Origin of the sequence: Enterococcus sp. AZ197, from assembly GCF_050556405.1 — a bacterium.
Taxonomy (GTDB): Bacteria; Bacillota; Bacilli; order Lactobacillales; family Enterococcaceae; genus Enterococcus; species Enterococcus faecalis.
Map to the genome: position 1 here is coordinate 1,803,288 of NZ_CP187873.1, position 18,112 is coordinate 1,821,399.

19 protein-coding genes are annotated in these 18,112 nt (G+C 36.0%); 2 read left to right on the forward strand and 17 right to left on the reverse strand.

Going from position 1 to position 18,112, the window contains the following annotated elements; all coding sequences use genetic code 11:
- Positions 1–6: 6 nt before the first annotated feature.
- Genes IGK82_RS08740 through IGK82_RS08750 form a run of 3 tightly spaced genes read right to left on the reverse strand, consistent with a single transcriptional unit; the run spans position 7 to position 5,164 of the window.
- Positions 7–3,150, reverse strand: a complete 3,144-nt coding sequence (locus IGK82_RS08740) for a glycosyltransferase (RefSeq protein WP_002407654.1) — start codon at positions 3,148–3,150, stop codon at positions 7–9.
- Complete coding sequence (locus IGK82_RS08745; protein ID WP_002356901.1) at positions 3,140–4,357, reverse strand: ABC transporter ATP-binding protein; 1,218 nt, start codon at positions 4,355–4,357, stop codon at positions 3,140–3,142. Before IGK82_RS08745 ends, IGK82_RS08740 begins: the two co-directional genes overlap by 11 nt.
- Before the next feature lie 12 nt (positions 4,358–4,369).
- On the reverse strand, positions 4,370–5,164 hold the full coding sequence (locus IGK82_RS08750; RefSeq protein WP_002356900.1) for an ABC transporter permease: 795 nt from the start codon (positions 5,162–5,164) through the stop codon (positions 4,370–4,372).
- Between the two features lie 247 nt (positions 5,165–5,411).
- On the opposite strand from IGK82_RS08750, the gene IGK82_RS08755 reads away from it, so the two are divergent.
- Positions 5,412–5,753 (forward strand): EamA family transporter, encoded by a 342-nt coding sequence (locus tag IGK82_RS08755; protein ID WP_002356899.1) that lies wholly within the window; start codon positions 5,412–5,414, stop codon positions 5,751–5,753.
- Positions 5,754–5,799: 46 nt separating this feature from the next.
- Here the strand turns inward: IGK82_RS08755 and IGK82_RS08760 are convergent, their stop codons facing one another.
- From IGK82_RS08760 to map, 13 genes are all read right to left on the reverse strand, one after another.
- A complete protein-coding gene (locus tag IGK82_RS08760) occupies positions 5,800–6,837 on the reverse strand; it encodes an acyltransferase family protein (RefSeq protein WP_002379613.1) in 1,038 nt (345 codons plus the stop codon).
- The gene (locus tag IGK82_RS08765) at positions 6,830–7,195 is read right to left on the reverse strand and encodes a DUF2304 domain-containing protein (protein WP_002362112.1); all 366 of its coding nucleotides are present in this window, start codon (positions 7,193–7,195) and stop codon (positions 6,830–6,832) included. Before IGK82_RS08765 ends, IGK82_RS08760 begins: the two co-directional genes overlap by 8 nt.
- Positions 7,195–7,920 carry a glycosyltransferase family 2 protein gene (locus IGK82_RS08770; protein WP_002370377.1) on the reverse strand — a complete coding sequence of 242 codons (726 nt, stop codon included), beginning with the start codon at positions 7,918–7,920 and terminating at the stop codon, positions 7,195–7,197. The genes IGK82_RS08765 and IGK82_RS08770 overlap by 1 nt, the downstream gene beginning before the upstream one ends.
- Before the next feature lie 58 nt (positions 7,921–7,978).
- The gene (gene rfbD / locus IGK82_RS08775; protein WP_002362114.1) at positions 7,979–8,821 is read right to left on the reverse strand and encodes a dTDP-4-dehydrorhamnose reductase; all 843 of its coding nucleotides are present in this window, start codon (positions 8,819–8,821) and stop codon (positions 7,979–7,981) included.
- Positions 8,822–8,913: 92 nt separating this feature from the next.
- Positions 8,914–9,942: a dTDP-glucose 4,6-dehydratase gene (gene rfbB / locus IGK82_RS08780; RefSeq protein ID WP_002359895.1), complete on the reverse strand. Its 1,029-nt coding sequence runs from the start codon at positions 9,940–9,942 to the stop codon at positions 8,914–8,916.
- Positions 9,943–9,966: 24 nt separating this feature from the next.
- A complete protein-coding gene (gene rfbC / locus IGK82_RS08785; protein ID WP_002356893.1) occupies positions 9,967–10,539 on the reverse strand; it encodes a dTDP-4-dehydrorhamnose 3,5-epimerase in 573 nt (190 codons plus the stop codon).
- A 12-nt stretch (positions 10,540–10,551) separates the two neighbouring features.
- On the reverse strand, positions 10,552–11,418 hold the full coding sequence (gene rfbA, locus IGK82_RS08790) for a glucose-1-phosphate thymidylyltransferase RfbA (RefSeq protein ID WP_002364387.1): 867 nt from the start codon (positions 11,416–11,418) through the stop codon (positions 10,552–10,554).
- Between the two features lie 121 nt (positions 11,419–11,539).
- Positions 11,540–12,253: a glycosyltransferase family 2 protein gene (locus tag IGK82_RS08795; RefSeq protein ID WP_002362119.1), complete on the reverse strand. Its 714-nt coding sequence runs from the start codon at positions 12,251–12,253 to the stop codon at positions 11,540–11,542.
- 3 nt (positions 12,254–12,256) lie between these two features.
- On the reverse strand, positions 12,257–13,084 hold the full coding sequence (locus IGK82_RS08800; protein ID WP_002370382.1) for a glycosyltransferase: 828 nt from the start codon (positions 13,082–13,084) through the stop codon (positions 12,257–12,259).
- Positions 13,084–13,872, reverse strand: a complete 789-nt coding sequence (locus tag IGK82_RS08805) for a glycosyltransferase family 2 protein (RefSeq protein WP_002359892.1) — start codon at positions 13,870–13,872, stop codon at positions 13,084–13,086. Before IGK82_RS08805 ends, IGK82_RS08800 begins: the two co-directional genes overlap by 1 nt.
- A 121-nt stretch (positions 13,873–13,993) precedes the next feature.
- On the reverse strand, positions 13,994–15,130 hold the full coding sequence (locus IGK82_RS08810; protein WP_002366956.1) for an MraY family glycosyltransferase: 1,137 nt from the start codon (positions 15,128–15,130) through the stop codon (positions 13,994–13,996).
- Between the two features lie 106 nt (positions 15,131–15,236).
- The gene (locus tag IGK82_RS08815) at positions 15,237–16,148 is read right to left on the reverse strand and encodes a YihY/virulence factor BrkB family protein (protein WP_430605083.1); all 912 of its coding nucleotides are present in this window, start codon (positions 16,146–16,148) and stop codon (positions 15,237–15,239) included.
- 15 nt (positions 16,149–16,163) lie between these two features.
- Positions 16,164–16,928, reverse strand: coding sequence for a type I methionyl aminopeptidase (gene map / locus IGK82_RS08820; RefSeq protein WP_002356886.1), 765 nt, complete (start codon positions 16,926–16,928; stop codon positions 16,164–16,166).
- 174 nt (positions 16,929–17,102) lie between these two features.
- Here map and IGK82_RS08825 point away from each other — a divergent pair, with 174 nt between their 5' ends.
- Entirely contained in the window at positions 17,103–17,546 is a 444-nt protein-coding gene (locus IGK82_RS08825; RefSeq protein WP_002407656.1) for a flavodoxin, read from the forward strand.
- 74 nt (positions 17,547–17,620) lie between these two features.
- Here IGK82_RS08825 and IGK82_RS08830 read toward each other — a convergent pair whose 3' ends face one another.
- A complete protein-coding gene (locus IGK82_RS08830) occupies positions 17,621–18,094 on the reverse strand; it encodes a TspO/MBR family protein (protein ID WP_002356884.1) in 474 nt (157 codons plus the stop codon).
- Positions 18,095–18,112: the final 18 nt, after the last annotated feature.

Below are 18,112 nucleotides of genomic sequence, written 5' to 3' on the forward strand. Positions count from 1 at the left end.
TTCTCCTTATAGATGTTTCGGATTTCGGTAGGGATCAACTAAAGCTTCCGCGGTCCATTTTTCCGCAAGTTCTTTATAAGATCCTTTTTTATCATGGTTTTGCATTTTTTCGTCTGCTTTCAAAATTGCATAGGACACATATACATTTCGTTTACCAGCGCTAGCAAATTGTAACGATAAATCGACACCCATCCATTCTTTTCCTAAGCTTTCGTTAATTCCTTCTAAATTTAGGTAAAGTTGTTTGTTGAATAGTAAGCAGTCTTCAGTTGCTGCTTGAATATTTCTTGGTAAAGCAATTCTGTAATAGTAGCCTAAGCTTTTACCAGGGGTGCCTTTTTCGGGATAAAGTAATCGACCTTTGTCTGTATCAACTGATACTCCTACCGTTTCCACGCGATAGCGTGCGTCAACTACGCGGCCAGTCACTAAACCAGAGGTCTCTTGTTGACCAATGTTCATTAACTCTTTTAACCAATCATTTTTCGTTGGTACCAATCCAGCATTTAATAAAGCCACATATTCTCCCTTAGCAGCTTGAATCATGCCATGACGAGTTTCTGTTGAAACATAACGAAGACGGTCATTTTGGATATTTATTTGATTCTCGAAGCGTGCAGGCAATAGAATTTCATAATTTGTATAGGCAGTTTTTTCTAATAATTGACGTAAGTAACTACTCATATTCTCTGTATCATTCGTAATAATCAATGATACCATCGGCACATGATCATAAAGATAGTTAATTTTATAGGAACCATAAAATTCGGCAATCTCTACTTGTGCTTTTAAGCCACGGCGTTCCGTTGCCGCTTGGACCGCTTTTTGACCAGCTACATAGGCGTAACCTTTGCTTTCAGGGTTTAGAGCAGTCGATGATTCAATGGCACGCCAATGATACATCATACCAGGAATATGCTTGATTTTCGTTGCTTGTTCCGTTGCTCGTAATACGAAATCATAGTCTTGAGCGCCGTTATATGCTGAGTTCAATCCGCCTACTTTTTCTAATAAATCACGTTTCACAACAACAAAGTGTGTAATGTAATTATGGTTTAAAATCAGTTCTGGATTCCAGTCCGATTTGTAAAACGCGTTGAAGCGACGACCATTTTCTGTAATTTTATCTTCATCAGTATAAAGAAAATCAATCGTTGGGTCTGTGTTTAAAGCTTTGACCACTTCATATAATGCTTGTGGCGCTAATTCATCATCGTTATCCATGAAACCAACAAAATCGCCAGTAGCAATCGACAAAGCTGAGTTAGTTGCTTCTGAAATATGTCCGTTTTCTTCGCGATAAATAACTTTGATTCGTTGATCTAGTTCTTTATATTTTTCTAGCATGGGCTTAATATGTTCGCTTGGCGATGCATCATCTGCTAAACATAACTCCCAATTTTCATAGTACTGATTTTGTAAAGAAGAAACGCACGCTGCAAGCCATTTTTCTTCGACATTATAAACAGGCACAGCGACAGAAATTTTAGGCTGAAATTGGAACGTTTTAATTTCCGCTAAAACTGCCTCCACGTCAACAGGGGCTTCTGCTTTTTCTTGTCGTTTAAAGTACCACTTCACTGAGCCCATCAAACCACGTGTCTGAATCGAACGCCATGCTCGATCAAATTTCGTACCTGGTTGAACCATGTTTGGACGCTCCACCACATATTGAACCTTCTGGCCTGATTTGGTGTCAATGTTTAGCGTGTAGGCTGGTAAATCTTCTGGATCTTTAATCGTAATGACAAAACCATAATCTTGATCGCCTTCTAATTCGAACATATCAATAACATCACGACGGTATTCTGTTTCCACCGTATAAGTGACTGATTCACTAGCTTCTGCAATGCTGAATCTTAGCGGATAATTTGTTTGTTTGTCATACGCCCACCCTCTGATAACAGAAACGTTATTTTCTACATCGCGAGCAATATCATCAATGGTTAAATTAATCATTTTATCAAATTTAGTTAACGTGATTCGTTTATATTTTCCAGTAGGCATAGGGGCAGTCTCCGTCTGTTTATTCATTTCTTCTAAAAATTGATTTCTTTCATCTAACAGTGCATGAATAAAGGTATTTTCACGTTCTGAATAGTTGCCTTCAAAGAAATAATCAATGTCTACTGTCAGGTCTTTGCCTGCCATTTGTGCATCGGTTACTTCGATTACAGGTACTTGCGTATCTAAGAAATAATAGATATTCTCTTGTACCAGAAAAGCATTCGTGGCTGCGACTGGGACTGTCTCGCCGTCTATCGTCATGGATAATTTGATAATTGTCCCCGTTAAACTTGGGAATAATTTTATCAGTTGGACATCTTCTGGTATCTTCAGTTGGAACCGTTTTGTTTCAGGTTTTTGTAAATCAACTGGTTGATCCAACTCAGTCTCTTTTTCTTCGCCGCAATTAATTAAAATATGAACGTTTTTTTCATTGTATGAATTTACTGGTGTCACTCGCTCTGGCTGTTCTACTGGTTCAGCAGTCAAGGCAAAAAAGTACTGATACACTTCGCCAAAGGGACGCGCTTTAAAAGCTGCTTGTACTTCTACAGGTAACGCTTCATACGTCGTAGGAATTTCGTTGTAGCCAACTTGATTAAATGTAAAATCTTCTTTGGCAATGTATAAACCAACTTCTGCAAAAACTTTTTCAAATCCTTCTTGTAAATAGAATGATTTATGCGTAGCATCCAATAGCCCAGTTTCATTCCACGTTAAACGATTATTAAATAAATCAATTAACACCGAATTATGCGCCAAATTAGGGAAAGTGATTAAGATTTGACCGCCTGGTTTTAAAAATGGTTTGACTTTTGCTAAGGCGCTTTGAGGATTCATTAAATGTTCCAACACATCCGCAAAAACGATATAATCAAACGTCTTACCAGCAAAGTATTCGACCCAATCATTTTCATCAATATTGCCATAAAAGGCATCTGTTGAAAATTGACTGACATGATCATAAAGTTCTTTGTCTAATTCAACAATTGAGACCTGGCACTTTTTTTCTTCCATCAAATAGCTAGTCATTCGCCCATTACCTGGACCAAATTCCAAGACATCACTATTTTCTTTGATTTGTGCTACGATTTTCCCAACACTGGTACTCTCGTCTGTTTCCATTTCAAAATCATACTTCATCTTTTGTCGTATCCTTCCATTTATGATCTAAGATGACAATTCCTTCTCCGGCATAACGACCGGTAATAAACATCGTCACGTATTTTGTTTTGTAGACTAATGGGACTGTTGCATGTTCCTCAAAGAAAGCAATATCAAAATAATATTCACCTGTTAATAATGACATTTTTTCATATTCTAAATAAAAAACATTCCGTCCTTTTTTCCAAGGAATTTGCACGCCATCTAACAACGTATTTAAGCCACAGACATAATGGTTGTCCACTGTTCGAATAGCGACCCCACAAACAGGCTTCTTAATTTGGTCATTTTTGACAGTATATTCAATTTTTACAATCACTTTTTCATCTTGCGTTACCATTTCTAATGGTTCATAATCCGCGTTTAAAAGTTCCGCATGATCCACTTCAATAATATCTGGCGTTGGGGTTTCATCTTTCATGGTCGCTTCGCGGTCAACCGTTTTAATTGATTTCTTTTTCAAAAAGTTTTCGTAGTTGGTCGTCACGTCCATCGTATCTCCATATTCAACGACTTTCCCATGTTGCAACCAAAAAGTTCTGTCACAAAAACGACGAATGGAGTTTACATCGTGAGAAACAAATAAAATTGTTTTACCAGAATTTTTAATTTCTGTAAATTTTTCCATACATTTTAATTGAAACTCTAAATCCCCGACAGCCAACGCTTCATCGACAATTAAAATATCGGGATCCACGTTAATGGCTACCGCAAAAGCCAAGCGGACAAACATACCACTAGAGTACGTTTTAACTGGTTGATACAAATGATCGCCGATGTCAGCAAAATCAATGACATCTTGGACACGCTCTTCCATCTCTTCTCGGGAAAAACCCAAGACCATTCCATTTAAGAAAATATTTTCATATCCTGAATATTCAGGGTTAAAACCTGAACCTAATTCAAGCAACGCTGAAATTTTCCCATTAATCACCATGGACCCGGAGGTTGGCGTTAATACTCCTGTAATAATTTTTAACATGGTTGATTTTCCAGAACCATTTTCGCCGACAAAGCCAATCATCTCGCCTTTTTTAATTTGCATCGTGACATCGTCTAACGCATAAAACAAATCGTGGTAGGATTTTTTGGTTGGACTAAGCGCTTCTTTAAACCGATCGGACGGCTTTTTATACATGTTGTATGTTTTGGTAATATGTTGGATATCGATTGCATATTCTGACATGTCGTTCTCTCCTTATAGTACATCTGAAAAATGTGGTTTTAAGCGTCTAAACACGGTTGAGCCAATTAATAGTAAAACAATAGTAACTCCCCAGAAATATAAGCTATATTGCCAATGTTCCCAGAACCATGCACCGCCTAAATAAGATTCGCGGTATCCTTGAACAATATAATATAATGGATTGATTTTTAAGATTGTCGCAATCATTCCAGTTGGTTGCCATAAAATTGGCAATGTCCACATAACTGTTTGCATAATGATATTGATAAATTGCATAATATCAGGTAAAAATGGTTGTGTTGAAGCAGTAATCCACGTAATTGCTGTTAAAAAGACTAATAAACAAGCTAAGTAGTAAATTAATTGCAAACTGTACAGACTTGGGTAATAACCGTTAGCTGTAGTAATTACAAAACCAATTAGAATGAAAAACAAGTGGGTGTACAAGTTCGATAAAATTTTAGATGTTGGTAAAATTTGTACATTAAACACGACTTTTTTAACTAAATAACTATATTCACGAAACACATTCGTGGCTGATAATAACGAATCTGAAAAGAAGAACCAAGGTACCATCCCTGTTACTAAATAGACAATGAATGGCATATTGTCGCCAGCTCTAGAACGAAGGCCTACAGAAAAGACAAACCAATACGTCAAAACAGTTACTAATGGCGTTAAAAACGCCCAGACAATTCCTAGTGCTGAACCAGCATACTTGGCCTTAAAATCATTAAATGAAAATTGTAATAACAATTTTTTGTTCTGAAAAATATTCTTGAAAATTGAAAATGTTTCTTTAAACATATACTTATTCCTTCCGTAATAAACTATTTTTATCTAAAATTTTTGGATACAAAAATGCCATTTTAAACAACATTTCTATTTTATCGATAAACGCCTAGCTTTTCAATAGTAGACCCCTTTTTATAAAGAAAAATTTAACTGATTTCGCTATATTAAAAAATCTTGTCCAATTTTTAGGAGATTATGCTACAATAATGGAGGTCTTGCATTTTTTTGCACGGAAATTATTTTTGAGAGAAGGGAAATTATGGTTCTTTTTATTATTTACGTATTTCTGTCTTCTGCTGGTCTGGTCTTATTTAAACTAGGTTCTAGCAGTTTGAACATCCAACTCCAACAAACAATCTTTTCAATGAATATCTCACTTATATCTTTATTAGGTTTATTTTGTTATTTAATTAGTTTTATTTTATGGATGTTAATTATTAGTCGTTCCGATGTTTCTTACATTGTTCCTTTAGGCGTTGCCTGTACAAACATCGCTATTTTAATTGCTTCAAATCTTATTCTAAAAGAGACAATCACAACGAATGCCCTTATTGGTGCTGTGGTTATTATTGTCGGCATTGTGATTATGAATCTTAAATAAAACAACAAAGACCTTAAACTCCAACTTAAGGTCTTTGTTGTTTTATTTAATATAGATTTTTAAGCCAATAAAACTGTCTCAGTTCACTTAATTTAATGATAATATAACTAAAAACAATTAACAAAAAAACTTGTACAACATATGTTTTAAAGTTATCGTACGTTAACTTTTGAATCCCTAATTGACTAGCTGCATAAAATAGTAAATATTTTATCGGATTTTGCGCTAAATAAATAATAATACTAGATTTTCTTAAAAAGTCACTTCCAGGAATACGTATATTTTCTAAATTAAAACTTAAAATAACCACTAACACAGCAACTATTGGTAACGTAAAATAATTTTGTGCATCATAAAAAACACCTAATTGTTGCGCAAATTTCACTTCCTTTAGTCCTACATAAGAAAAAATAACAATACCTAAAACTAAGAATAAATTATTTAAAGGCTTTTCAAATACATAGTTTGCTAAAAAATAGCCTATAATCACATAACAAATCGTAGAAATCATCGAAAAAGATATAGAACCATAAAAAGGCACTTGTTTAATCCATTCAATGTCAAAGTACCACTTACCATAAGTAGAAGTAAATACTCCTATCAGAAAGCTAACAATTCCAATTGTTAATAATACTTTCTCACCAAAATAACTTCGGATGTAATAAATAATAAATACACTCATTACTAATGCGATTAAATACCAAGAAACACCTATTCTGGGGACATAGCCTAATAATATGCTCAGTATAAATGATATTTTTCCTCTTAAATCCATTTCCCCTTTAACAAAATTCATAATAGATACGATAAAGAAGGGAATGTAAAAGATCAACCACGAAAGATATACTTTTAAGATTCTTTTTATATAATTGAATAGTATTTTTTTATCTTTTTCTTTTTCTCTAAAAGAAATTTTTTTAAACAAAAAATATCCAGATACTATGAAAAAAAACGGAACAGAAAAGCGGGCTAATATTTTCAAATCACTACCCAAAATAGATTTAGAGGGAAAGGTATGAATTCCAACTACACTTAATGCAGCAATAAATTTGAAGGCATCCAATACATCATTGTTTTTAGTCATTTTTCCCCTCTCTATTCTCCCATTTTTCTTCAGATTTCATGATAGATAATTCTTGCAATAATGTTTTAATGCGATTTTCGTGTTTTGAAATCAACACAGAATTTTTAATTTCCATGATTAACAGGACAATCACCGCAGCTGATAATAAGAAGTTTGATGTTGTTTCAAACCCAAAGACCATTGCTAACCATTCTGCCACATGCGGGAAAATAGCAAAAATAATTAAGACAATTGAGATTAATAACCAAATCAAAGCATTTTTTAGGAGAAAAATATTTTTATTAATCCCTCGAATAATGTATAAGAAAAAGCCAATTGCAAATAAAAATAAAGCTAGCCATAACACGGTTGGTAGCATTAATCTCCCTCCTTCATAAAGGCAGCAATCAGAATTGCTGAGCCGACTTCCAGCATATACTTCACAGAAGCCAAGGCACGAATCGAAGAAACACCACCAAGCCGTTCCATCATATTGACAGGTCTTTCAACAATCACAAAACGTTTTTTAATTAAGTGAACAATCGATTCTGGCTCGGGATAATTTGTCGGATAACGCTTTGCAAAAAAAGCAATCACTTTCCGATTTCCTGCTCGATACCCCGAAGTCACATCATAAATTGTTTTACCAGAAGCCATTCGAATACAAAAGGATAACAAACGAATACCAAAACGGCGCATTTTCGTACTTTGAAAAGCCGCTTCGTTTCCAGGAATGAAACGAGAGCCAATCGAAAAATCACATTTATCCTCTGCTAATGGTTCCAGTAAAATAGGTAAACTATTGATATCATGTTGACCATCACCATCAAACTGAACCGCCACATCATACTCATTTTCTAAGGCATATTTATAGCCGGTCTGTACCGCCCCGCCAATACCTAAATTCAACACTAAATGAATGGCATTAATTTGGTTGACTTCTAAAATTTGTTTGGTTCCATCTGTCGAGCCATCATTAATTACCACATAATCCAATTCATGTTGAAAATGCGTAACTTCCTGTTTAAATGTTTCAATGGAAGCAATCGTCCGCAAAATGTTTTCTTCCTCATTGTAAGCAGGAATGATTAAAAGTACCTTCATAAAGAGAAACACCTTTCCACTTTTTCTCTAACAAAACCCCTCACTTACACAAAACAATTTATTGTTGAACATTTTCTAACATTTGTGCTAAGGCTTCTTGCCAAGTAGGAATTTTAAAGCCTAACGCTTCTGTTTTACTTAAATCCATGACAGAATATTGTGGTCTTTGCGCCTTTTGTGGAAATTGAGTTGAATCCACTGGCAGTACTTCCACTTCAGTATCTTTTAAAATTTCTTTAGCAAACTGATACCAGCTACAGCTGTTTTCATTAGACAAATGATAAACACCAAATGGCGCTTTTTCTGCAATAACAAATGCCATAAATTCGGCTAACGTTCTTGTCCAAGTTGGGCGGCCAAACTGATCGTCCACTACCGTTAGTTGGTCTCTTGTTTCCGCTAATTTTTGCATGGTAAAGACAAAGTTATGACCGTATTGACCAAATACCCATGATGTTCGAATAATATAATAATCGTCCAGGATTTCTTGGACCGCTTGTTCACCTAATAACTTCGTCCGACCATACTCATTTAAAGGATTCGGTTGATCATCAATCGCATAGACGCCTTCTTTTTTAGTTCCATCAAAAATATAATCTGTACTTACGTAAACAAGTGTCGCCCCCACTGCTTTAGCAGCTTCTGCAACATGACGTGTGCCATCTACATTCACTTTTTCATCTAATTCCTTGCCTTCGTCTTCTGCTTTATCAACAGCTGTATAAGCAGCACAATGATAAATGACGTTTGGTTGAATTTCTTTCACTTTTGCCAACGTACTATCCGCATCAGTAATATCTAATTCTGTGGAATCCGTTGAAACATACTCAATTCCTTGTTCGTCTAATAGGTGACGTAATTCTGTGCCCAATTGGCCATTTCCACCAGTAATTAAAATCATTATTTTCGCTCCTTCTTGAAAAAAAGGCAGGGCAAAGTAGCTTTTGTACTTTGCCATCGCCTTTCGACTGTTATCTCACATATCAGAAAAAATTACTGACCATTTTGTGCATATTTTGCTTCAACAGCTTCTTTATCTGCACGCCACCAGTCTTCATTTTCTGTATACCACTTGATTGTTTCTGCCAAGCCTTCACGGAAATTCGTGAATTCTGGTTCCCAACCTAATTCTTCGCGTAATCTGGTTGAATCAATCGCATAACGTAAGTCATGTCCTGCACGATCGTTGACATGCTCATAGGCATCAACAGGTTGTCCCATTAATTCTAAAATTAATTCCATCACTGTTTTATTGTCTTCTTCACCATCGGCTCCGATTAAATATGTTTCGCCAATTTGCCCTTTTGTTAAAATTGCCCAAACAGCCGAAGAATGGTCGTTTGTATGAATCCAGTCACGAACATTTTTACCAGCACCATAAAGTTTTGGTGTAATACCGCTTAAGACATTGGTAATTTGACGAGGAATAAATTTTTCAATATGTTGATATGGCCCATAGTTATTTGAACAATTTGAAATTGTTGCTTGTAAGTTGAAAGAACGAACCCACGCTTTGACTAACAAGTCAGATCCTGCTTTTGTTGAAGAATAAGGACTTGAAGGATTGTAAGGCGTTTCGGCAGTGAATTTTTCCCCTTCGCCTTCTCCATGTCCTGGTAAATCTTCTCTTAAAGGTAAATCGCCATAAACTTCATCAGTCGATACATGGTGGTAACGAACATTGTTTTTACGGCAAGCTTCGATCAATGTGTACGTCCCAATCAGATTGGTTTGTACAAATGGGAATGGGTCGTTTAATGAGTTGTCGTTATGCGATTCAGCAGCATAGTGAACGACCGCATCTGTTTCAGCGACTAAACGATTAACTAATTCAGCATCAGCGATATCTCCTACGACTAATTCCACACGATCACTTGGTAGACCTTCAAGATTTTTTTCATTTCCTGCATACGTTAATTTATCTAATACAGTTACATGAACTTCTGGATGATTCTTTACAACATAATGAACAAAATTTGAGCCGATAAAACCAGCTCCACCTGTTACGATGATTTTTTTCATAATTGAAACTCTCCTACTTTTTTCTTAAATTTCGCCATAGATAAACGGATTTTCCGCTTCAAATTCTTTTAAGGTTGGATGTTTTTGATCCTTTTCTGACGTAATCGCTTTTTCTGGCGCAATTGGCCAATCAATAGCTAACGCTGGATCGTTAAAAGCAATACCGCCGTCTGCTGCCGCATTGTAGTAATTGTCACACTTGTACATAAAGTTCACGTTCGGTGTCAAAGTGACAAAACCATGAGCAAAACCTTTTGGTACTAAAAGCTGACGGTGATTATGTTCTGATAAAATATAGCCTTCCCATTGACCATAGGTTGGACTCCCTTTACGAATATCAACAATCACATCTAATACCGCACCTGTTACAACGCGAATTAGTTTTGTTTGCGCAGCTTCGCCTTTTTGAAAATGCAATCCACGCAAGACACCTGCTTCTGTTGATAATGAATGATTATCTTGGACAAAATCAAAGTCTAATCCATGTTCTGCAAATTTAGCTTTGGAATAACTTTCTGTAAAAAAGCCACGATGATCACCGAAAACATCCATTTCGATAATTTTGACATCTTGTAATTTTGTATCAATAACTTTCACGTTTCTTCGCTCCTATTCTGCTGCTAAACGTAGCAAGTATTGGCCGTAGCCATTTTTCTTCAATGGTTGTGCCAATTCTACCAATTGTTCTTTTGTAATATAGCCCATTCGATAAGCAATTTCTTCCAAACAAGCGACTTTTAAATTTTGACGTTTTTCAATTGTTTCAATAAATGTTGACGCTTCTAATAAGGATTCGTGTGTGCCTGTATCTAACCAAGCAAAGCCACGGCCCATTACCTCAACAGAAAGTTTATTTTTTTCAAGGTAGACTTTATTAACGTCTGTTATTTCTAATTCCCCACGTTCTGACGGTTTGATCCCTTTTGCAATTTCAACCACTTCATTGTCGTAAAAATACAAACCTGTCACTGCGTAATTTGACTTCGGTTGTGCTGGTTTTTCTTCAATAGAAAGCGCCCGCATCTCTTCATCAAATTCTACCACGCCGAAACGCTCTGGATCATTTACATGGTAACCAAAGACTGTTGCCCCTGACTCTTTAGAAGCCGCTCGTTGCAACATTTTTGATAAGCCGCCACCATAATAAATATTGTCCCCTAAAACTAAGCAGACACTGTCATCACCAATAAATTCTTCACCAATAATAAATGCTTGCGCCAAACCATCTGGGCTTTCTTGTACCGCGTATTCGATATGAATGCCTAAATCATGGCCATCGCCGAATAAGCTTTCAAAACGTGGTGTATCTTCTGGTGTAGAGATAATCAAAATTTCATTAATTCCCGCCAACATTAACGTTGACATTGGGTAATAAATCATTGGTTTGTCGTAAATTGGCATTAATTGTTTTGATGTTGCTTTTGTTAACGGATATAAGCGTGTCCCGCTTCCGCCTGCTAAAATAATTCCTTTCATGAACAATCTCCTTAAATACTTCTATTTTTAGTTTCTATAAAACCAAATATCCTTCCCTATTATCGCATTAAGCATAGGGTTTGTCATGTTTTTTACGTAAATTTTACAAATCTGTAAAAGTTTAGCGTTGTTCCTTTAAACGCTGATGTAAAGCTTTTAATAAATTCACACGCCAATTTAATTTTTGTTGGAAACTTGTTTTGGTAATAATAGGGCTGACATTCGCTCCATGTCTTCGGTAAAGCACTAATGGTTCTTTAATGAGGCCCGTTTGCTTTTTCCGTGCAGCTAATAAGCCAATCCACATATCGTGCATAGGAACTTCTGGCGGAATGGGTAAAATGACGTTTTTCATCTCTTGACGAAAGGCCATACCTGCTCCAATATAGCCACTTTTTATCGCATTTCGCCAAAACCCTGGTTTGACTTTTCGAAACTTAAAATAAGAGGGATTGGTAACTTGTAAATCCGCATCAACAATTTTCAAGTCACTAATAACCACTTGGATGTCAGGGTGCGTTTCAAAATATTCTGTCACTGTCGTTACTTTATTTGGCAACCAAACGTCATCTTGATCTGCTAAAAATATTACTTCGCCTTTCGTATGCGTAAGCGCAAATGCAAAATTAGCAATCACTCCTTGCCCTGGACCTTGTAACAATTGAATTTGGGGATAATTCGCTGCATACGTTCTCAAAATTTCCAACGTATGATCAGTAGAACCATCATCTGAAATAATTAGTTCATCTTCTTCACTGACTTGTAAAAGAATACTATCTAATTGTTCCGCGAGATATTTTTCTCCATTATATGTCGCAATACAAACTGAGATCATAGATTATCCTTTCATTAACTTGAGAAATTCTGCCAATGTTTGCCGCCAAATTTGGCGATTTTTGACAGTTAAAAATTGCTTACTACTGCGTAAAAATAAATGGCGTCGATGATGGGAAAACTTTTCTTGATCATATCGACGATAAAATAACGTTTCTGCTTCAATAATAGAGCGATAACGTTGAGGACTCATTGTACGATAATCTAAAACAGACAATTCTTGTTTTAGGTGGATTGGTAAGACTTCAATCTTTTTATTGGCTTGATTCAATTGATAAAAGAACCAATGGTCTAAATAGTCCAAAGGAAATTCTTCCGAAAATCCTTCCAACCAGCGCAGTGTTTCTGCCGTAATGACTGTACCAGAATTGATAGCCATCAACGGTTGGTTGGCTATCCCTGCTGTTGGCTTTGCTCCTTTAAGTCCAACATATTGATCACTATAAACTGGCGAAATTTGTTGTCCATTTGCTTCTACAATTGGAACATAGACTGCCACAGTCGGATCTAACGGCATGATGATCAACGTATCAAAATAAGAAGCTGGCACTTCTGTGTCTTGGTCAAGGAGCAACAATAATTCACATTGATTCGTTTGACTAAAAGCAATCGCTTCATTATAAGCGGTCGCTAGTCCTGGATTATCAGGATTATGTCGATAAGTAACATTTTGTTGTAAAAATAATGCATCTTCTTGAGGAAGTGGGCTGTTGTCATAAATAAATAAGTGCAATTCGGGGTGATCTACCACTTCTTTTAATAACAAATAATTCGGCGTATCAGCCATTTTCATTTGATATAAGACGATGACTACCGCTAATCTTTGACTCATTAAAAGAACCTCCAGCCCCATTTGTTAAAAAATTTCCCCATTGATTGCATAAAGATTTTAAACAATTTTCGACTTTTATGGGCGCCCTTTTCATACATGTGAACAACCGTTTCAAAAGGCGTATAGAGAATCCGATAGCCTGCTTTGCCAAAACGTAAACATAAATCGTTGTCTTCAAAGTACATGAAGAAACGTTCATCGAACCCACCAATTTCAACGAATTTTTCACGATCAATCAACATAAAACAGCCTGAGCCCATTTTAATATCCGTTGTTTCTGTATCCGACAAATCGCGACATTCATAAATACTCAAACGTTTATCAAAAATTTTCTTTACAAATTGAAAGGGAATAAAACGTAACATATAATCGAAAACATCTAATTTTTGACGAACTAAATATTGCGTCGTGCCATCTTCATTTAGCACTTTAGGGCTAACGACTGCAATGTTCTTATCTATTTTGATACGGTCTAATAGACGATCAAGCACGTCTTTAGTAACCAAAACATCGGGATTAAAAATAATTGCATACTTTGTCGAAGCATTGAATAACACTTGATTATGACCATGACCAAACCCTTGATTTTCTTCAGCGCGATGGATAGTAATAAATGGTTCATATGTTGTTAATTTTTCAAGATACGCTGTTTCAGAATGATTGTCATAGATATGAATATCATAGATACTATCAGTACCCAGTTCGGCTTTTAATTGGTCTAGTACATTAAAAATGTAACGACTATTATAAGTGACAATCGAGATTGTTACCATTTCTTGCATGCTCATTTCTCCTTACTACTGAAACATCGTCTTAAAAAAAAAGCATATGTTTCACACATATACTTTTTTAAGTTTAATGGAATTATATCATAGGTTTACGCTCTCGCAAAGCAACCTAAAGATTTCTTTACTTTCTCTTAGAATGCTTGCCAAGTCGCTTTTTCATTTGCTCCTGACGATATTCACGATTCCCTAAAATCCGTAACAAATACATCAACGGTTGATGTCCTTCGCCAACTAGACCGATTAGTTCAATGAATAGTTCTAAGCCAATTAAACAAAAGACAATTAATAAAATTGATGCTACTGTACTTGAATAGCTGAACAATAAAGAGACAAAGGAAAAAACTAACGCTAATGCATAAATAGTCATGACCGCCCCTTTATGGGTAAAACCTAAAGATAACAAGCGGTGATGCAAATGCATTTTATCTGCTGAGGAAATGGGCTTCTTGTTCAATAGCCGTCGAATAATTGCATAAACCGTATCCGTAATTGGCACACCTAAAATCACCATTGGCGTAATTACCGTGATAAACGTAGCATTTTTTAAGCCCTGTAACGACATTACTGCAATCATAAACCCGAGGAATAACGCCCCGGTATCTCCTAGAAATATTTTAGCTGGATAAAAATTGTATGGGAAAAATCCCGCAATGCTCGCAACTAAAATAAAAATAACAATTGGAATATAGACCGTTTTAGCATGTAGGAAAAAATACCCTGTAATACCAATCGTGGTTAATCCAATAATGGATACGCCTGATGCTAAACCATCCAAACCATCAATTAAATTTACTGCATTCGTAATCGCTAAAATCCACAATAAAGTTAGTGGTAAACTAAACCAGCGCAAATCAATCATTCCAACAACTGGCAACGTCACAAAATCTATCCGAATTCCAGCAACAAAATAAATAACTAATGCTGCTAACAAAATACCGATTGTTTTTTTCATTGGAGTAATCTCTTTAATATCATCAATGAGGCCTGTCAAAACAACCATTCCACCAGCCAAAATAATCGGCCAAATATAATCTTGTGGGATAATCGAACGAAAAATCAATAAACATGAACTAGCAAAAGCAATGTAGATTGCAAGTCCTCCTGCTGTAGGCATATTTTTGGTATTGATTCGTCGCTCTCCTGGTGCATCATAGGCGCCAATCCGAAACGCTAGAAGCTTAACAAGTGGTGTTAATAGCAAAGATAAGATAAATGTCATAAATAAACGTATCAAAACTTCATAAATAAATAGTGACATAGTCGAACCCACTTTCTTCTCGTTCAGGGTATATTATACCGTAAACTGAAGCATTTACAAGCTGAAACATGTGTTCTGGCAACGGTTTAGACTTTTTTAAAGAAATCTATTTATTTTTCTTTTTAAACCATCTAAACAAGCGTTGTTCAAAACTTGGTTGTTTTTTTTCTTTATCTCCAGATAAGTATTCATCGACGACAGCGTTGACAATTGCTCCTAAAATAATAATCGTGGCAGCAAAATTCAGCCATAACATCAAGATGATAAAACTCCCGATGATTTGATAACTTGCGATTCTAGAACTAAAATATTTTACGTACAAACCAAAAATTTGTGATAATAGCATCCAACCGACTGTCGAAAAAATAGCCCCTGGCAAAATAGAACGTAACGATAATTTCCGATTAGGAACGACCGCATAAATCAAACACATAATCACTAATAAAATAACGGTCGTTAACGGCCATTTTAACGCTTGGAAAGTATCGATCACAGATGTTGAGTAATGGAAAATTGGTTGCAGTAATTCAATAATGTACTGACCCAGACCTAAAATTACTACTACACCAACAATCGCTACCATAAATAACAAAATAACTAAAAATGAGACCACTCTTACGAGAATAAAATTTTTCCTTTGTTCGACACCAAAAGCTTTATTCATCGCGTTTTGTAGTGCATTAATACTTTGACTGGCACTCCAAAATGCTGCTAAAGCGGAAACAGAAAGCAACCCGCCTGAACGTTGAGTCAGTAGTGAACGAATCGCTGGTTCTAAGTTCTTATAAACATCTTTCGGAATCGCCTCTGCAATATAAGGCAACACAGAATTAGGGTCGATTCTTAAATAAGGTAAGACATTACCTACCGCAATCAGTAATGGAAACAGCGAGAGTAATAAATAATAGGCAACAACCACTGAGCTGTTGCCTATTTCGGCTGTGACCATGTGACTTTGCGTTGTCTCAATAAAACGCATCAAAGATTGATTCTTTTTGATGTTGTCGAGAAACTTCATCACACACTCTCCTTATTAATAAGTCAATTCTTCGCCTTGTGACGTTAAGATTCTTGGACCTTCTTTCGTAATCGCTAATGAATGTTCATATTGACAACTTAGACCGCCATCTTCAGTATAAGCAGTCCAACCATTTGGGTCCATTTTCATGCGCCAAGTTCCTGTGTTAACCATTGGCTCAATAGTAATAACCATTCCCTCTTTTAAACGTAGTCCTTTACCTGCTTCACCATAATGAGGGATCATTGGACTTTCATGAATAGTTGGGCCAATGCCATGACCTACAAAGTCGCGAACTACCCCGTAGCCTTCTCCTTCTACATACGTTTGAATTGCATGACCAATATCGCCAATTCTATTTCCTACTTGTGCTTGTTCAATCCCAAGATATAGCGCTTTTTTGGTTACTTCCATCAAGCGATCAATTTCAGGTGTTGATTCACCCACGACATAAGACCAGCATGAATCAGAGATTGCGCCCTTTAAGTCGACACACATATCTACTTTGATTAGGTCGCCATCTTTTAATACTTTTTTACGAGGAAATCCGTGGCAAATTTCGTCGTTGATACTACAACAGGTAGCATATTTGTAACCTTCATAGCCAATTTGAGCCGCCACGCCACCATGACTTTCAATAAAGTCTCTCACAAATACTTCAATATCCCAGCTTGTAATGCCAGGTTTAATAAACGTCCGTAAATGACGGTGAACATCCGCTAATAATTCCCCTGATTCATCCATCATTTCAATTTCTCGTGGTGATTTTAATGTAATCATACTATCTCTCCTAAACTTGTTTCATTCAAATTATTTTATCACATTTTTTGCAAAAAAGATTGTTCAAACACCAATTTTCAAAAAGTCCCTTAATAAAAGCACTCGCTAGTCTTTTATAAGAAATGCGCATCTGCTATAATAAGTGACAGAATTGTATGAGGGGGAAGAAAGTTTATGACGTTAGCTAAAATTGTGTATGCAAGCATGACTGGGAATACAGAAGAAATTGCCGACATTGTTGCAGAAGCATTTGAAGATTTAGAATTAGAGGTCGAAATTGATGAGTGTACGCAAGTCGATGCCGCTGATTTTGAAGAGGCCGATATCTGTGTAGTAGCTACATATACGTATGGCGATGGCGATTTACCTGATGAAATTGTCGACTTTTATGAAGACTTACAAGAGATTGATTTATCAGGAAAAATCTTCGGCGTTTGTGGTTCAGGAGACACGTTTTATGATGATTTTTGTAAATCGGTGGACGACTTCGAAGCAGTCTTTACTGAAATTGGGGCAAAAAAAGGCGCCGACAGCGTTAAAGTTGATTTAGCCGCTGAAGAAGACGACATCCAACGTTTAGAAGAATTTGCGAAAAAATTAGCAACTGCCGCAGAATAACTACGTTGAAATAAATAAAATAAACACCAGAAAAAAATGGCTAGTTCCCATTTTTCTCTGGTGTTTTGATATTCCTAATTTAAAAATAAAATACTGTAATTTAATGCTGCCGCAAAAGTAACCCAAAGAATATAAGGAATCATCAACCAGCCACGCGTTATTAATTTATAACGCAAGTAGTCCCACTGTTGAACTATTAATAATAGCCATAACAATGAGATATCAATCACAGATAATAAATTATTTTGTAAAGAAAAAAAGAAAAATGTCCAGAAAAAATTCGCAATAAATTGTAAAATAAATAGCGTAATCATCCGTTTTTTCTGTTGTTTATTTGGATGAACTAAGATGAAATAAAAAGTAATGCCCATAAAAATATACAACACCAACCACACTGGTCCAAATAACCAGCCTGGCGGAGCAAAACTTGGTAATCTCAACGCTTGATAATATTCTCTCGCATTTACTGAAAATAAGCCCGACAAGAGCCCTAGTCCGGTAATTCCTACAATACTTAGCCATAAACGCTTATCTTTCACTCGGTTCATGTTTTTTGCCCCTTTCTA

Bases quoted from the DNA above. Each gene is read 5' to 3' on its own strand.
- IGK82_RS08740 (WP_002407654.1), bottom strand. From the start codon at position 3,150: ATGAAGTATGATTTTGAAATGGAAACAGACGAGAGTACCAGTGTTGGG.
- IGK82_RS08745 (WP_002356901.1), bottom strand. From the start codon at position 4,357: ATGTCAGAATATGCAATCGATATCCAACATATTACCAAAACATACAAC.
- IGK82_RS08750 (WP_002356900.1), bottom strand. From the start codon at position 5,164: ATGTTTAAAGAAACATTTTCAATTTTCAAGAATATTTTTCAGAACAAA.
- IGK82_RS08755 (WP_002356899.1), top strand. From the start codon at position 5,412: ATGGTTCTTTTTATTATTTACGTATTTCTGTCTTCTGCTGGTCTGGTC.
- IGK82_RS08760 (WP_002379613.1), bottom strand. From the start codon at position 6,837: ATGACTAAAAACAATGATGTATTGGATGCCTTCAAATTTATTGCTGCA.
- IGK82_RS08765 (WP_002362112.1), bottom strand. From the start codon at position 7,195: ATGCTACCAACCGTGTTATGGCTAGCTTTATTTTTATTTGCAATTGGC.
- IGK82_RS08770 (WP_002370377.1), bottom strand. From the start codon at position 7,920: ATGAAGGTACTTTTAATCATTCCTGCTTACAATGAGGAAGAAAACATT.
- rfbD (WP_002362114.1), bottom strand. From the start codon at position 8,821: ATGATTTTAATTACTGGTGGAAATGGCCAATTGGGCACAGAATTACGT.
- rfbB (WP_002359895.1), bottom strand. From the start codon at position 9,942: ATGAAAAAAATCATCGTAACAGGTGGAGCTGGTTTTATCGGCTCAAAT.
- rfbA (WP_002364387.1), bottom strand. From the start codon at position 11,418: ATGAAAGGAATTATTTTAGCAGGCGGAAGCGGGACACGCTTATATCCG.
- IGK82_RS08795 (WP_002362119.1), bottom strand. From the start codon at position 12,253: ATGATCTCAGTTTGTATTGCGACATATAATGGAGAAAAATATCTCGCG.
- IGK82_RS08800 (WP_002370382.1), bottom strand. From the start codon at position 13,084: ATGAGTCAAAGATTAGCGGTAGTCATCGTCTTATATCAAATGAAAATG.
- IGK82_RS08805 (WP_002359892.1), bottom strand. From the start codon at position 13,872: ATGAGCATGCAAGAAATGGTAACAATCTCGATTGTCACTTATAATAGT.
- IGK82_RS08810 (WP_002366956.1), bottom strand. From the start codon at position 15,130: ATGTCACTATTTATTTATGAAGTTTTGATACGTTTATTTATGACATTT.
- IGK82_RS08815 (WP_430605083.1), bottom strand. From the start codon at position 16,148: ATGAAGTTTCTCGACAACATCAAAAAGAATCAATCTTTGATGCGTTTT.
- map (WP_002356886.1), bottom strand. From the start codon at position 16,928: ATGATTACATTAAAATCACCACGAGAAATTGAAATGATGGATGAATCA.
- IGK82_RS08825 (WP_002407656.1), top strand. From the start codon at position 17,103: ATGACGTTAGCTAAAATTGTGTATGCAAGCATGACTGGGAATACAGAA.
- IGK82_RS08830 (WP_002356884.1), bottom strand. From the start codon at position 18,094: ATGAACCGAGTGAAAGATAAGCGTTTATGGCTAAGTATTGTAGGAATT.